We start from the raw sequence: 13,700 nt of genomic DNA, 5'->3' as shown, positions 1-13,700 counted from the left end.
AGAGAGCACTCTCGTCATGAGCAAACAAACGATGTCTTTCCAGGCAGAAGTGGCCCAGCTGCTGCACCTGGTCACCCATGCGCTGTACTCCAACCAGGAAATCTTCCTGCGCGAGCTGATCTCCAATGCCTCCGACGCCTGCGACAAGCTGCGCTTCGAGGCGATCAACCATCCCTCGCTCTACGAGGACAAGCCCAATCTGGAAGTGCGCGTTTCCTTCGACAAGGCTGCGAAGACGCTGACCATCACCGACAACGGCATCGGCCTGTCGCAGCAGGAGGCGATCGACAACCTGGGCACCATCGCCAAGAGCGGCACCAAGGACTTCATGAGCAAGCTGGGCGCCGACGACAAGGCCAATGCCCAGCTCATCGGTCAGTTCGGCGTCGGCTTCTATTCGGGCTTCATCGTGGCCGACAAGATCACCGTGGAATCGCGCCGCGCCGGCCTGCCGGCCACCGACGGCGTGCGCTGGGTGAGCGGCGGCGCGGGTGACTTCGAGGTCGAGCAGATCGACCGTGCGCAGCGCGGCACCAGCGTCATCCTGCATGTGCGCGACGACGCGGCCGAGTACCTCAACGCCTGGAAGCTAAAGCAGATCATCGCCAAGTATTCCGACCACATCAGCCTGCCCATCCTCATGGAAAAGGAAGAGTGGAAGGAAGGCGAGAACGATCAGCCCGGCGACATGGTCAAGACCGGCGAGTGGGAAGCGGTCAACAAGGCCAGCGCGCTGTGGTCGCGTCCGCGCAAGGACATCACCGACGAGCAGTACGCCGAGTTCTACAAGCAGATCAGCCACGACAACGAGGCGCCGCTGGCCTGGAGCCACAACCGTGTGGAAGGCAGCACCGAATACACGCAGCTGCTCTACATCCCGGCCAAGGCACCGTTCGACATGTACCAGCGCGACGCCAAGGCCGGCGTCAAGCTCTACGTGAAGCGCGTGTTCATCATGGACGACGCCGAGGCGCTGCTGCCCTCCTACCTGCGCTTCGTGCGCGGGGTGATCGACTCGGCCGACCTGCCGCTCAACGTGAGCCGCGAGCTGCTGCAGGAAAGCCGCGACGTGCGCGCCATTCGTGAAGGCAGCACCAAGCGCGTGCTGTCGATGCTGGAAGACCTGGCCAAGAAGCAGAAGACCGTGCCCGACAGCGGCGAAGGCAAGATCGACGTGGGCTCCGGCGACGCGGTGCCCGCACCCGATCCCACCGGCGTCACCGACGTCGAAGACAAGAAGGCATCGCAGCCGGCGGCCGACGCCGCGGCCGAGTTCGCCGACGACAGCGGCAAGTACGCCAAGTTCTATGCCGAATTCGGCTCGGTGCTCAAGGAAGGCCTGGGCGAAGACTTCGGCAACCGCGAGCGCATCGCCAAGCTGCTGCGTTTCGCCTCCACCCAGAGCGACGTGGTCACCGTCTCCTTCGCCGACTACAAGAGCCGCATGAAGGAAGGCCAGGACGCCATCTACTACATCACTGCCGACTCCCTGCCGGCCGCCAAGAACAGCCCGCAACTCGAAGTCTTCCGCAAGAAGGGCATCGAAGTGCTTCTGATGACCGACCGGGTCGACGAATGGGCGCTGAACTACCTCACCGAGTTCGACGGCACGCCGCTGCAGTCGGTCGCCAAAGGTGCGGTCGACCTCGGCAAGCTGCAGGACGAGGCCGAGAAGAAGGCCGCCGAAGAAGCTGCCGAAGGCTTCAAGCCGCTGCTCGAACGCCTGAAGGCCGCCCTCAAGGACAAGGCCGACGACGTGCGTGTGACCACCCGCCTGGTCGACTCGCCCGCCTGCCTGGTCGTACAGGAACACGGCATGAGCACCCAGCTGGCCCGCATGCTCAAGCAGGCCGGCCAGAAGGCGCCCGAGGTCAAGCCGGTGCTGGAGGTGAACCCCGAGCACGCGCTGGTCAAGAAGCTGGAGACCAGCCCGCACTTCGACGACCTGGCCAACATCCTGTTCGACCAGGCGCTGCTGGCCGAAGGCGGGCTGCCGGAAGATCCGGCCGCCTACGTGCGCCGCGTCAACGCGCTGCTGGCCTGAGCCGCACGGGAATCGACATGGCCGAGTCGAACGACGATCCGACGACGCCCCCGTCGACGCCCGCGCAGCCGCGCAATCCGCTGCACGGCCTCACGCTGGAGGCCATCGTCACCGCGCTGATCGACCACTACGGCTGGGACGAGCTCGGCGAGCGGGTACCGCTGCGCTGCTTCACCGTCGACCCGAGCGTCGGGTCGAGCCTGAAATTCCTGCGCAAGACGCCCTGGGCGCGGGAAAAGGTGGAGAGCCTCTACCTCTTCATGCTGCGCGACATCAAGCGCGGCGGCGGCCGCTAGGGCCGCCCGGTCGTGCCTTTGCCCGGGGCATGACCCGGTCAGCCCACGGCGGCGGCCAAGGCCAGCAGTTCTTCGGTGGCACGCGCCACCGCTTCCGCATGGCGCATGTGGAAGCCGGCGGGTGAGGCACCCGCGTCGCGCCAGCTTTCGAACTCGGCGAGCCGCGCGCAGACGATCCGGTTGAGCGGTGTCGCCACGCCCAGTTCGGCGCCCAGACGGCAGACGGCGGCGTTCAACACGCCGATCTCGGTGGGCGCCCCGGCGTCGAAGGCCGCGCGCATCGAGGTCGGATGCGCAGGAAAGCGCTCCATCAGCGACTCGATATCGGCCATGACCCGATCGGCCGGCCGGGTGCGCACGCCCTGCGCCCCGGCGACGGCGCAGACCTCCGACGCGATGCCGGCGATCAGCCTTTCGCAGCGGTGGTCGCGCCGCATCTTGGCCCGCAGTTCGCCCAGCGGCTGGCCGAACAGGGTGGCCGTGACGTTGATGGCGCAATTGAGCGCGACCTTCTCGAAGCGCGTCGCGCGGATGTCGGGCACGTTGACCAGGCGGAAGAAGCCCTGGTCGCGGAAGACGCGGTGCAGTGTGTCGACGAGGCGGTCGTTCTCGTCGACCATCATCACGCCGCCGGGCGCCACCGCCACACCTTCGCCCGGGTGGGCGGTGGTGGTGACCATGCTGACCGCCTGGTGCGGCTCAAGACCACGCGCGGCCTTTTCGTCGACGTGGCTCGGCATGCCGTTCTGGATGTAGAGCACGCTGCTGCCGGGAGGCGTCCAGGCGATGGTGTCGTGCAGCCCGGCCACCACGGTCGCATCGACCACCAGCGTGTCGGCCGGGTCGCTTTGGATCACGCCACTGGATCGCCGTGCGCGTGAATGCTCCGCCAGGTCGAGGCTCCGATCGCCGCATCGCACCAGGAAATGGCGAGCGGCTCCGGCAGGCTCGCGCGTGTGCAAAGCCACCTCGAATTGCTCCCTCGCCGCGTTGTGCAGCGCCTGTGCCGCCAGCGCGCTGCCTTGCGAACCGCCTGCCGAAATGACCACCACCCGGTGCGGCGGCCCCGAAAGATGCGGGCCGGCGCCCGGTCCTGGCGGCTTGCTGGACGTCGTGGCGGGCAAGGCGCTGTCGGCATCGATGACCGCTTCGAAGTCCGAATCGTTCGTTTCGGCCGCGGGTGCATACAACGTTTCGGCATCGGTCTCCACCCATTTCGTCACGGCGGCAACGCTGGCGCCTCTGCTCAGCAGCTTGGGCAGGACATTGGCAGAAGTAGTGCCGGCCGTGTGCGCGATTCGTTGGAGCATAGAAAATTTCTAAATAGCGGTGAATGTGTTGAGTTAATGATTTTGTTATTTATTGATGTAGATGGCGGCTTGCTTGCGAATGCCGGCGCACCTGAACGAATAATCGAAAAAGCGTCTTCGCCAGCATCTTCAATCTCTGGTGAATATGGTTAATTCTGAAATTGGTATGGATATTTCGTGCTAACCCCCTGGAAATCTGCGCTGCAGTTGATTCAGCATTCGCGGTCCCCGCCGAAGCTGCTGCTTCAGGAGCCGCGTTCATGAAAACTCACACACTGCCTGGCACCGTGCCGATCACGGTGCTCGACGTCCACGACCTCGTCTACCGAAAGGTCAGCCTCCGGCTGCTGCCGCTGCTTTTCAGCTGCTACATCGCCGCCTACCTCGACCGGGTCAATGTCGGCTTCGCCAAATTGCAGATGCAGGCCGCGCTGCAATTCAGCGATTCGGTCTACGGTCTGGGCGCCGGTGTGTTCTTCATCGGCTATTTCCTATGCGAGGTGCCGAGCAACGTGCTGTTGCACCGCGTGGGCGCGCGCCGCTGGATCGCCTGGATCATGCTGGTGTGGGGCGTGCTGTCGATGGCGACCATGTTCGTCACCTCGCCGGCGAGCTTCTACGCGTTGCGTTTCCTGCTAGGCGCCGCCGAAGCGGGCTTCTTTCCCGGCGTCATCCTCTACCTTACCTACTGGTTCCCGGCGGCGCGCCGTGGACGCGCCGTCGCCGCCTTTCTGTCGGCGATCGCGGTGGCGGGTATGCTCGGTGGGCCGTCGTCCGGTTGGATCCTCCAGCACATGGGAGGCGCGAACGGATGGCAGGCCTGGCAATGGCTTTTTCTGCTGCAGGCATCGCCGACCATCGTTCTGGCGCTGCTGGTCTGGCGCTATCTCGACGACCGGGCCGAGCAGGCGCGGTGGCTTACCGAAGACGAGCGCCAGTTGATCGCCGCCGACATTGCACACGACGGCCGGGGCAAGGCCGGCGCCGGCCTGCGTGCGGCGCTCGCGGCTCCCGGTGTCTGGATGCTGGCCCTGGTCTATTTCGGGCTGGCGGCTGGCGTCTACGGACTCTCGTTCTGGTCGCCGGCGCTGATCGGCGCAGCCGGTGCGGGGCAACCGGGCACCGTCGGCCTTTTAAGCGCGGCCCCGTGGGCCGCCGGATTGGTGGCCATGTTCGCCCATGCCCGCCGATCCGATCGGCGCGGCGAACTGCGACGCCATTGCGCGACGGCCGCGGCCGTCGGTGCGGCGGGGCTGATCTTCAGCGTGGCCTTCCACGACGATCTGCCCCTGGCCCTGCTGGGCCTCACCGTCGCCACCATGGGCGTGATGGCCGCTTTGCCGGTGTTCTGGGGCTTACCGACCGCGTGGCTGGGCGGCGAGGCCGCAGCGGCGGGCCTGGCGTTGATCAACAGTGTCGGCAACCTCGCCGGTTTCTGCGCCCCTCTGCTGCTGGGCCTGCTCGCCGACCGGTCGGACCGCCTTTCGGGCGCGAACCTCGGCGTGCTGGTGCTGGCCGGAGCGCTCCTGGCCGGCGGCCTGCTCGCGCTCTGTACACCGCGCCTGGCGCGGACGCGCTGACGCGAGAGCCTGCTCACGCCAGACCTCTCCATCTCGGCATGTAGCAGCCGGCTTTACGGCTGCTCGCTGCCTTCTTTCCCTCGACCGTTGCATCGGCGATCCGCCGCTCCCATGGAAATACGCCAGTTCAAATATTTTCTCGCCATCGTCGATCAGGGCAGTCTCTCGCGGGCCGGGCAGCAGTTGTATGTGGCGCAGTCGGCGCTCAGCAAGCAGATGGCCGACCTGGAGACCGAGCTCGGCGCCCAGTTGCTGGTGAGAAGCCGCAGCGGCGTGGTAACCACCGAGGCGGGCAAGACCTTCTACGAATACGCGCAGGGCATCCTCAAGCAGATCGGCGACGCGCGGGTGGCGGTGCACTGCTCGGCCAACGCCATGGTCGGCTCGGTGCTGGCTGCCTTGCCGCAGAGCGTGGCCGCGCCGATCGCACTGCCGCTGATGCGGGCGGCGGCGGCGCGTTATCCGGACATCAGCTTCCGGCTCAACGAAGAACTCACCGGCAACATGGCCGACCAGATGCTGAGAGGGCGGGCCGACGTGGCGATCTTCACCGCATCCATGTTGCCCGACGAGGTCGACTTCATTCCACTGGTCGAAGAGGAATTCGTACTGCTGTGCTCCACGCAGGATGCCAACGCGCCGGAGCGCGGCGCCGTCAGCATCGAGCAGGCGATCTCGCGGCCGCTGGTGATGCCGGGCCGCGCGCACGGCCATTGCACGCGTTCGGTGGTCGATTCGGTACTGGCGACACGCGGGCATTTCATCACCACGATCACCGCGGAGATCAACTCGGTGCACATCCTCAAGACGGCGATCCAGGCCGGCATCGGTTCGACGATCATGCCCTACGCCCTGGCCCAGCGCGAACTCGACGACGGCCGGCTGTCGGCGCACCGCATCCAGTGCGACACACTGTTCCGCACGCTGGGCATCTGCGTGTCGCGCCATTTGCCGATGAGCAATGCCAAGCGTGCCATCTGCCGGCTGATCGCCGAGGTGTTCCGCGACCTGTGCAACACCGGGCGCTGGCCGGGCGCCCGCGTGGTGAAGGGCGCGTGAGTTCGCGCCGCCCCGGGCCGGCGCGGCTCAGTAGGGGTAGACGCCCGACTTCGTCTTGCGGCCGAGCCGGCCGGCCGCGACCATCTCGCGCAGCAGCGGGCAAGGGCGGTACTTGGGATCGCCGAACTCGGCGAGGTAGACCTCCAGCACCGCCAGGCACACGTCCAGTCCGATCATGTCGGCCAGCGCCAGCGGGCCGATCGGCTGGTTGCAGCCGAGCTTCATGCCTTCGTCGATGTCGGCCGCCGTGGCGGTGCCCTCGGCCAGCACGAAGAAGGCTTCGTTGATCATCGGGATCAGGATGCGGTTGACCACGAAGCCTGGCGCGTTCTTCACGCTGATCGGCGTCTTGCCCAGGCGCTCGGCCAGTGCCTTCACCGCGTCGTGCGTGGCCGCGCTGGTCTGCAGGCCGGTGATCACCTCCACCAGCGCCATCATCGGCACCGGGTTGAAGAAGTGCATGCCGATGAAGCGGTCGGCGCGCTGGGTGGCGGCGCCGAGCTTGGTGACCGAGATCGACGAGGTGTTGGTCGCGATGATGGTTTCGGCCGGCAGCAGGGCGTCGGCCTGTTGCAGGATTTTGGTCTTGACCGGCAGGTTCTCGGTAGCCGCCTCGATCACCAACTGGGTGGAGGCCAGGTCTTCGTAGCGGGTGGAGGTGCGGATCAGCGCCAGGGCCCGGTCCTTGTCGGCGGCCGTGATTTTTTCCTTCTTGATCAGCCGGTCGAGGCTGCCTGCGATGGTGGCCACACCCTTTTGCAGCGCTTCTTCCGTGATGTCCACCATCACCACCGGAATGCCGACGACTGCGCAAGCCTGCGCGATGCCGTTGCCCATGGTGCCTGCACCGATGATGCCTACCGACTGGATGTCCATGCGAATCAACTCCTGGGATCAGATAAGGGATGAGAGAGAGAAAAAGGGGGCGTGGCTCAGGCCTTGAAGCGGCGGCGGGTGAACGCCAGCGCTGCCCAGAAGGCCAATACGCCGTAGGCGAGCAGCACCACGGCGTGGCGCAGGGCGTCGTCGGGCCAGCGGTCCATGAAGAGCGGTCGCACCAGTGCGACCGCGTTGCTCAAAGGCAGCCAGGCCGACACCATCTGTACCGCGTGCGGCAGCTGCTCGAGCGGAAAGAACACGCCGGACAAAAACATCATCGGCGTCATGAACAGCGTGAAGTAGTAGGTGAAGAAGTCATAGCCCTTGGCCAGGGCGTTGAACACCAGCGCGATCGACGCGAACACCACGCCGGTCACCGCCAGTACCGGCCAGGCCAGCAGCAGCTTGGGGCTGTGGGTGATCTGCAGCGCGAGCATCACCAGCATGATCGCGGTGACGGTGAACAGCGCTTTGAAACCGGCCCAGAGCATCTCGGCGAAGACGATGTCGTCGAGCCCGACCGGCGCGTTCATGATGCCGTCCCAGGTGCGCTGGACCGCCATGCGAGAGTAGGCCGAGTACAGGCCCTCGAACGAAGCCGCCTGCATGGCGCTCATGCAGATCGAGCCGCTGGCCAGGAACAGGATGTAGGGAATCTCGATCGGCCCGCCGGACGTGGTGACCGACACCTTGCCCACCAGCGCACCCATGCCGTAGCCGAAGGCGACGAGCCAGATCAGCGGTTCGGCGATGTTGCCGATGAGGCTGGGTATGGCGAGCTTCTTCCAAACCAGGAAATGACGCAGGAACACGGGCCACCAGCGCATCGACAGGCGCGGGGCGGACCAGTTGGTGGCGGTCGGGCTCATCAGGCTCCTTCGCGGATCTGGCGTCCAGTGAGTTTCAAGAACAGGTCTTCCAGGTTGGCCGGGCGGTGCAGCGTGCGCTGGTGCGGATGCTGGTGCAGGGCGTCGGTGAGCGAGCGGGCGTCCTGGGTGTAGAAGAACACCGTCTCGCCGCTGACCTCGGTGCGCGCGGCCAGGCGCGTCAGGCTCTCGTCCTTGGCCAACTCGGCGGCTCCGGCGCCGTAGACCTCGACCACGTCGGGCTCCAGGTGCTCGGCGATGAGCGCGCGCGGCGTGCCTTCGGCGATCTGGCGGCCGTGGTCGAGCACCAGCAGCCGCGAGCAGAGCCGCTCGGCTTCGTCCATGAAATGCGTGGTTAGCAAGATCGATTTGCCTTGCTGCAGCAGCCGCTGCAGCCGCTCCCACATGAGGTGGCGGGCCTGGGGGTCGAGGCCGGTGGTGGGTTCGTCGAGCAGCAGCAGGTCGGGGTCGTTGACGAGCGCGCGGGCCAGCGACAGCCGGCGCTTCATGCCGCCGGACAACTGCCCGGGCTTGGCGTCCGCCTTGGCGGTGAGCGCGGCGAACTCCAGCAGCTTGGGCACACGCTCGCGCATGGTGGCCGAGTCGATGCCGAAATAGCGGCCGTACACCATCAGGTTTTCGGCGCAGGTGAAATCGGGGTCGAGGGTGTCGAACTGGCTCACCACGCCCAGGCGGGCCTTTATCGCCCGCGCGTCGCGCGGCATCTGCAGGTCACCGAAGCAGGTAATGCTGCCCTCGTCGGGGGCGGTCAGCCCCAGCAGCAGGCGGATGGTGGTGGTCTTGCCGGCACCGTTGGGGCCGATCACGCCAAGGCATTCGCCCGGCACGATGGAGAAGGCCAGGTCCTGCACCACGACGTTGTCGCCATATCGTTTGGTGAGGCCTTGTGCTTCGAGCAGGGCTTGGGACATCGCGACATTGTGGCGTAGCCCGCCTGTAATAAAGTTGCGGGCTGTCTCCAAACCAAGGATCCGTTTCCATGAGCTCTCCGACCCTCGGCACGCCGCTGTCGCCCTCCGCCACCCGCGTCATGCTGCTGGGCTCCGGCGAACTCGGCAAGGAAGTGCTGATCGCCTTGCAGCGGCTGGGCGTGGAAACCATCGCCGTCGACCGCTACGCCCACGCTCCGGGGCAGCAGGTGGCGCACCATGCGCACACCATCGCCATGAGCGATCCGGCGCAGCTCAAGGCGCTGATCGAGGCCGAGCGGCCGATGCTGGTCGTGCCCGAGATCGAGGCCATCGCCACGCCGATGCTGGAGGAACTCGAAGCCGCCGGCGTGGTGCGGGTGATTCCCACCGCCCGCGCCGCCCGCCTCACCATGGACCGCGAAGGCATTCGCCGTCTCGCCGCCGAAACCCTGCGCGTGCCGACCAGCCCCTACCGTTTCTGCGATTCGCTGCAGGAACTGCAGGCCGCCATCGACGGCGCGGACGGCGGCGAGGGCATCGGCTACCCCTGCATCGTCAAGCCGGTGATGAGCAGCTCGGGCAAGGGCCAGAGCAAGATCGACGGCCCCGCCGACGTGCAGAAGGCCTGGGACTACGCCATGGCCGGCGGCCGGGTGAGCCACGGTCGTGTCATCGTCGAAGGCTTCATCGACTTCGACTACGAGATCACCCTGCTGACCGTGCGCGCCCGCGATTCGGCCGGCGAGATCCGCACCCAGTTCTGCGAACCCATCGGCCACGTGCAGGTGAGTGGCGATTACGTCGAGAGCTGGCAGCCGCAGCCGATGTCGACCCAGGCGCAGCAACGCGCCCAGGACATCGCGCTGGCCGTGACCGGCAACCTCGGCGGCCAGGGCCTGTTCGGCGTCGAGCTGTTCGTGAAGGGCGACGAGGTCTGGTTCAGCGAGGTCAGCCCGCGCCCGCACGACACCGGCATGGTGACCATGGTCACCCAGTGGCAGAACGAGTTCGAGCTGCACGCCCGCGCCATCCTGGGACTGCCGGTGGACACCACGCTCAAGAGCCCGGGCGCCAGCGCGGTGATCTACGGCGGCGTGGATGCCGAAGGCATCGTGTTCGACGGCGTGGCCGAAGCGCTGTCGGTCCCGGGAACCGACATCCGCCTGTTCGGCAAGCCCGAGAGCTTCGTCAAGCGGCGCATGGGCGTGGCGCTGGCCCATGCGCCCCATGTGGAAGCCGCGCGCTCCAAAGCCAAGCAGGCGGCCGCGGCGGTCAAGCCGCGCGTGGCCTGAGGCGGTTCGCCGGTCAGCTGACCTTCAGCCCGGTTGGTTTCCTGCGGGCCCGGCCGGCCGCCGCTGGTCGGCGGGGTTCAGTGGCATGAATCAGTCGATCACCACGGAGAACAGCACCGTGCCGGTGCCGCCCGGTTGCAGCGGGCCTTCGAAGTTCCAGGACATCGCGCCCTTGCCACCGCCGGTCTGCGCCTGGCTGCAGGCCACCGCCACCGTGCCGCCAGGCGTGAGCTTGGTGCAGCGGCCGAGCGAAGCAGGCGTGTCGACCGCGCTGGCACTGGCGAAGCTGGTGAAGGCCGGCGTGCTGTCGCTGATCACCAGGTGGTGCACCGGTACCGGCGTGTTGTTGGCGTAGGTGACGCGATATTCCAGAACGTCACCCGGCTTGGCTTCGTTCTTCTGGCCGAAGGCCGTCGCGCCCTGGGTCACGTTGCGAACTTCCTTGCGCAGGTCCACGCCTTCGGACGCTACGGTGGTGAGGTCGTCGAGTTCGTAGCGCGCCGATAGCGCCGGCGTGCTGTTGACCAGTTGCAGGTCGGCCCGCACGCGCGCCCGGTTGCGGTCACCCACGGAGGCCTGCGCCGGCACGGCTTCCTGCACCACCAGGCAAAGCTTCTGGCCCGCTGTTACGGTCTGCGCCGTGCCCGGTGGGTAGAGCAGCGCGGCGCCGGCCTGCAGCACGCCGCTGCAATCGGCATCGGCGTAGATCTTTTCGGTCCAGCCGCTGGCGGCGGGCGTCGCGACCGATTCGGCGATGGAGAAGTTCACCGTGCCGGCGGTACCCGCCAGGAAGATGTGGCCGAAGTTCACCGAGGCGCCGGGGCGGCCGTTCTTGGTGCCGGCCTGCATCAGGCTGCTGGCGGGAACGCTGCCGAAATTCAGGTTGTCGACGCTGGTCCTGGTGCCGCCAGGCCAGGCGAAAGCGATGCGGTCGTTCACTGCCTCGTGGCTGTAGCCGAAGGCGATGCCGCCGACGGTGGCATCGCTGCCCGCCGGCAACGCGGTGCTGCCGACCGAACCGCCGGTCGAGATGCGGCTGGCGCCGGCGCGCGGGGTGTCGACGCACAAACGGGATTCGCTGGCCAGGCCGGCGGGCAAGCCGATGCGGTAGCTGCCGTCGGCCGCGGTGCGCAGGCTGCCGAAAGTCTGCGTGGCGCAGTTGCCCACCGTGACCACCACGCCCGGCAGGCCGGCTTCGCTACCGTTGGCAATGCCGTCGTTGGCAGTGCCGCCCGCGGCGCCGATGTCGTCGAACAACTTCCCGCTGATGACCGAGCCACGGCTGTTGACGAAGGTGCAGCGCAGGTTGGCGCCGGCCGGGGTGCGCGATGCCGGAATCACCAGTTGGTTGCCGTCGAGCGTGCCGAAGGTTTCTGCGGGGTCGGTGCCGTTCAGATCGACGCAACTGGCGGCGACCGGCGCGTCGGGCCAGGCGGCCGTGGCGACTTCGGTGATGGTGACCGGCCGGGGAGGCGACTGGCCAAGCAGGGCGGCACCGTTCGCGCTGCCGCTGCCGGAGACCGTGATGCTGTCGGACGTGCTTTGCAGCCCGGTCAGCCGGAAGTCGAAGGTGGCGCTGCCGCTGCCGTTGGTGACCTGCTTGACAATCTGCAGGCGTGCCACCGGAGCGGCGAATTTGAAGACCACCGGGCTGGGGCCATAGGAGTTGCCGCTGGCGGTGAACCTTCCGGACAAGGCGGTGCCCCCGACGGTGACCGCGCTGCTCTTGCTGCTGCCACTCGCGTTGGACGAGGTGGCTTCGACCCGGCAGAGGCCGGTGGCCGCCGTGATGCAACTGCCCGCTGAGCCCCGCGTGACGCTGGTGAAGGCCACGTCCAAACCTGGCGACGCGAAAGCCACGCTGGCTGAGCCGACCGGGTTGTCGTTCGCATCGCGGATCAGCACTTCGAGCACGTCGGCCTGAACGCCGTCGGCCAGCGCGTCGTCGGTGACGACGCGTACGCCCGAATGGGCGGCAGACGCCGCTCCGGCGACGAAGTTGTAGCCGAGCGAGCCGATGGCGGAGCCGCCGACGGCGACCGAACTGGAGTAGTCGGCGGCCACGGTACTGGTCGCGTCGACCGAGCAGACGCCGCTGGTGTTGGTAGCACAGCTGCCTGCAGCCCCGTAGGCGCCGCTGCCGAAGCGCACGCCGGGCGTCGCGGCGAAGGTGACCGTGGCGCCCGGAACGGCGTAGTTGCTACTGTCGCGGATGGTGGCCTGCAATACGTCGGCGTCGCTGCCGTTGGCGATCTGTCCGTTGGTGGTGACCGCGATACTGGACTTGCCCGCGCTCGGTTCCAGAGCGACGAAGTTGTAGTTGAGCGTGCCGAGGGTGACGCTGCCCGCGCTGACCTGGCTGGCGTAATTCGCGGCGGTGGTGGAGGTGGCGTCGACGCTGCAACTGCCGTTGGCGTCGGTGGTGCAACTGCCCGCCGCCCCTGTGGTGCCCGAGCCGAACTTCACGCCCGAGGTGGCGGCGAAGGTGACGCTGGTGTTGGCGATCGGGCTGTTGGCCGCATTGCGGATGGTGGCGCTGAGCACATCCGAGGAGACGCCGTTGGCAGATTGACCGTTGCGGGTGACGCTGACGCTGGAGTTGGCGGCCGCCGGACCGAGGGCGACAAAACTGTAGTTGACGTTGCCGATGGTGAACAGTGAGGTGCTCACGCTCGTTGAAAAAGTACCGGCGGCCGTACTGGCCTTGCTGACGGTGCACTTTCCGTTGGAATCGGTAGTGCACGATCCGATCCCGGAAAAGCTGACGCCCGCATTCTGGACAGCCGTGTTGGATGAGTCGCGAATGGTGGCTTGTATGACGTCTGCCGCGCTCCCATTGGCAAGCTGGTTGTTGGTGATGACCTGCGCGCTCGAGTAAGCGGACGATGGGGTTCCGGAGAAGAAAATCGATTGGCTCCACTTGTACTTTTGATAGTAGAGAGTGATAGCGGAAGAAACCATCACATCGATCGAGATCGAGCCACCACGCCGGGACTTGACGGTGAAGCGGCAGTTACCGTCGGAGTCACTCGATTCGCAGCGGCCTTCCTGACCGAAGCCTCTACCGAAGTCCACGTCCGACTGAGCGCTGGCCACCACCGTGATGCCGACACAGGGGGACGAGGGGGCATCCACCACGCCCACATGCACCAGCAGGGTGCCGCCGGCGACGCCGTCCGCCGGCTGGTTTTCCTTTTCCACAGAGGAATAGGTGTACGCGCTATGGATGTACGGAGAGCGACGGGCCCCGTCTGGTCTGGTGCAATACGCAGTTGAGGCGTAGGCGTCTGCCTGCCAGCCTCCCAGGAGCAAAACCAGGATGAAAAGAAAACGGGCGATATTCCAAACCGCACTACGGGGTATCAAGCCGGTAAGGTCGGCTGGAAGTTCTTCGTGATCCAGTGCGGCGTGATTGGTTAAAGCCACAGCAGCAGCCGCTTTA

Annotated in this window: 10 protein-coding genes and 1 pseudogene; 5 read left to right on the top strand and 6 right to left on the bottom strand. The window is 66.6% G+C overall.

From position 1 onward, the window contains the following. The first annotated feature begins 16 nt into the window (after positions 1–16). Both htpG and R9X41_RS20545 read left to right on the top strand, forming a co-directional pair. A complete protein-coding gene (gene htpG, locus R9X41_RS20550; RefSeq protein WP_318632297.1) occupies positions 17–2,044 on the top strand; it encodes a molecular chaperone HtpG in 2,028 nt (675 codons plus the stop codon). Between the two features lie 17 nt (positions 2,045–2,061). After that, complete coding sequence (locus tag R9X41_RS20545) at positions 2,062–2,340, top strand: VF530 family protein (RefSeq protein ID WP_318632296.1); 279 nt, start codon at positions 2,062–2,064, stop codon at positions 2,338–2,340. 38 nt (positions 2,341–2,378) lie between these two features. On the opposite strand, the gene R9X41_RS20540 is transcribed toward R9X41_RS20545, so the two are convergent. Next, complete coding sequence (locus R9X41_RS20540; protein WP_318632295.1) at positions 2,379–3,650, bottom strand: ketopantoate reductase family protein; 1,272 nt, start codon at positions 3,648–3,650, stop codon at positions 2,379–2,381. A gap of 260 nt (positions 3,651–3,910) precedes the next feature. On the opposite strand from R9X41_RS20540, the gene R9X41_RS20535 reads away from it, so the two are divergent. Both R9X41_RS20535 and R9X41_RS20530 read left to right on the top strand, forming a co-directional pair. Beyond that, the gene (locus R9X41_RS20535; protein WP_318632294.1) at positions 3,911–5,230 is read left to right on the top strand and encodes an MFS transporter; all 1,320 of its coding nucleotides are present in this window, start codon (positions 3,911–3,913) and stop codon (positions 5,228–5,230) included. Positions 5,231–5,341: 111 nt separating this feature from the next. Continuing rightward, complete coding sequence (locus R9X41_RS20530; RefSeq protein ID WP_318632293.1) at positions 5,342–6,289, top strand: LysR substrate-binding domain-containing protein; 948 nt, start codon at positions 5,342–5,344, stop codon at positions 6,287–6,289. A gap of 27 nt (positions 6,290–6,316) precedes the next feature. Here R9X41_RS20530 and R9X41_RS20525 read toward each other — a convergent pair whose 3' ends face one another. Genes R9X41_RS20525 through R9X41_RS20515 form a run of 3 tightly spaced genes read right to left on the bottom strand, consistent with a single transcriptional unit; the run spans position 6,317 to position 8,966 of the window. Continuing rightward, complete coding sequence (locus R9X41_RS20525) at positions 6,317–7,165, bottom strand: 3-hydroxybutyryl-CoA dehydrogenase (RefSeq protein WP_318632292.1); 849 nt, start codon at positions 7,163–7,165, stop codon at positions 6,317–6,319. A gap of 56 nt (positions 7,166–7,221) precedes the next feature. Continuing rightward, positions 7,222–8,037, bottom strand: a complete 816-nt coding sequence (locus R9X41_RS20520) for an ABC transporter permease (RefSeq protein WP_318632291.1) — start codon at positions 8,035–8,037, stop codon at positions 7,222–7,224. Beyond that, positions 8,037–8,966 carry an ATP-binding cassette domain-containing protein gene (locus R9X41_RS20515; protein WP_318632290.1) on the bottom strand — a complete coding sequence of 310 codons (930 nt, stop codon included), beginning with the start codon at positions 8,964–8,966 and terminating at the stop codon, positions 8,037–8,039. Before R9X41_RS20515 ends, R9X41_RS20520 begins: the two co-directional genes overlap by 1 nt. 68 nt (positions 8,967–9,034) lie before the next feature. Here R9X41_RS20515 and purT point away from each other — a divergent pair, with 68 nt between their 5' ends. Continuing rightward, on the top strand, positions 9,035–10,258 hold the full coding sequence (gene purT, locus R9X41_RS20510; protein WP_318632289.1) for a formate-dependent phosphoribosylglycinamide formyltransferase: 1,224 nt from the start codon (positions 9,035–9,037) through the stop codon (positions 10,256–10,258). Between the two features lie 90 nt (positions 10,259–10,348). On the opposite strand, the gene R9X41_RS20505 is transcribed toward purT, so the two are convergent. Next, positions 10,349–12,928, bottom strand: coding sequence for an Ig-like domain-containing protein (locus R9X41_RS20505; protein WP_318632288.1), 2,580 nt, complete (start codon positions 12,926–12,928; stop codon positions 10,349–10,351). A gap of 15 nt (positions 12,929–12,943) precedes the next feature. Beyond that, a pseudogene (locus tag R9X41_RS23710) lies at positions 12,944–13,219 on the bottom strand (Ig-like domain-containing protein); the annotation flags it as partial. Positions 13,220–13,700 lie beyond the last annotated feature (481 nt).

The organism is Xylophilus sp. GOD-11R (assembly GCF_033546935.1).
Taxonomy (GTDB): domain Bacteria; phylum Pseudomonadota; class Gammaproteobacteria; order Burkholderiales; family Burkholderiaceae_C; genus Xylophilus.
The sequence above is the reverse complement of the archived record's forward strand: the minus strand, read 5'-3'. Positions and strand labels throughout refer to the sequence as shown.

Bases quoted from the DNA above. Each gene is read 5' to 3' on its own strand.
- htpG (WP_318632297.1), top strand. From the start codon at position 17: ATGAGCAAACAAACGATGTCTTTCCAGGCAGAAGTGGCCCAGCTGCTG.
- R9X41_RS20520 (WP_318632291.1), bottom strand. From the start codon at position 8,037: ATGAGCCCGACCGCCACCAACTGGTCCGCCCCGCGCCTGTCGATGCGC.
- R9X41_RS20545 (WP_318632296.1), top strand. From the start codon at position 2,062: ATGGCCGAGTCGAACGACGATCCGACGACGCCCCCGTCGACGCCCGCG.
- purT (WP_318632289.1), top strand. From the start codon at position 9,035: ATGAGCTCTCCGACCCTCGGCACGCCGCTGTCGCCCTCCGCCACCCGC.
- R9X41_RS20515 (WP_318632290.1), bottom strand. From the start codon at position 8,966: ATGTCCCAAGCCCTGCTCGAAGCACAAGGCCTCACCAAACGATATGGC.
- R9X41_RS20525 (WP_318632292.1), bottom strand. From the start codon at position 7,165: ATGGACATCCAGTCGGTAGGCATCATCGGTGCAGGCACCATGGGCAAC.
- R9X41_RS20530 (WP_318632293.1), top strand. From the start codon at position 5,342: ATGGAAATACGCCAGTTCAAATATTTTCTCGCCATCGTCGATCAGGGC.
- R9X41_RS20540 (WP_318632295.1), bottom strand. From the start codon at position 3,650: ATGCTCCAACGAATCGCGCACACGGCCGGCACTACTTCTGCCAATGTC.
- R9X41_RS20535 (WP_318632294.1), top strand. From the start codon at position 3,911: ATGAAAACTCACACACTGCCTGGCACCGTGCCGATCACGGTGCTCGAC.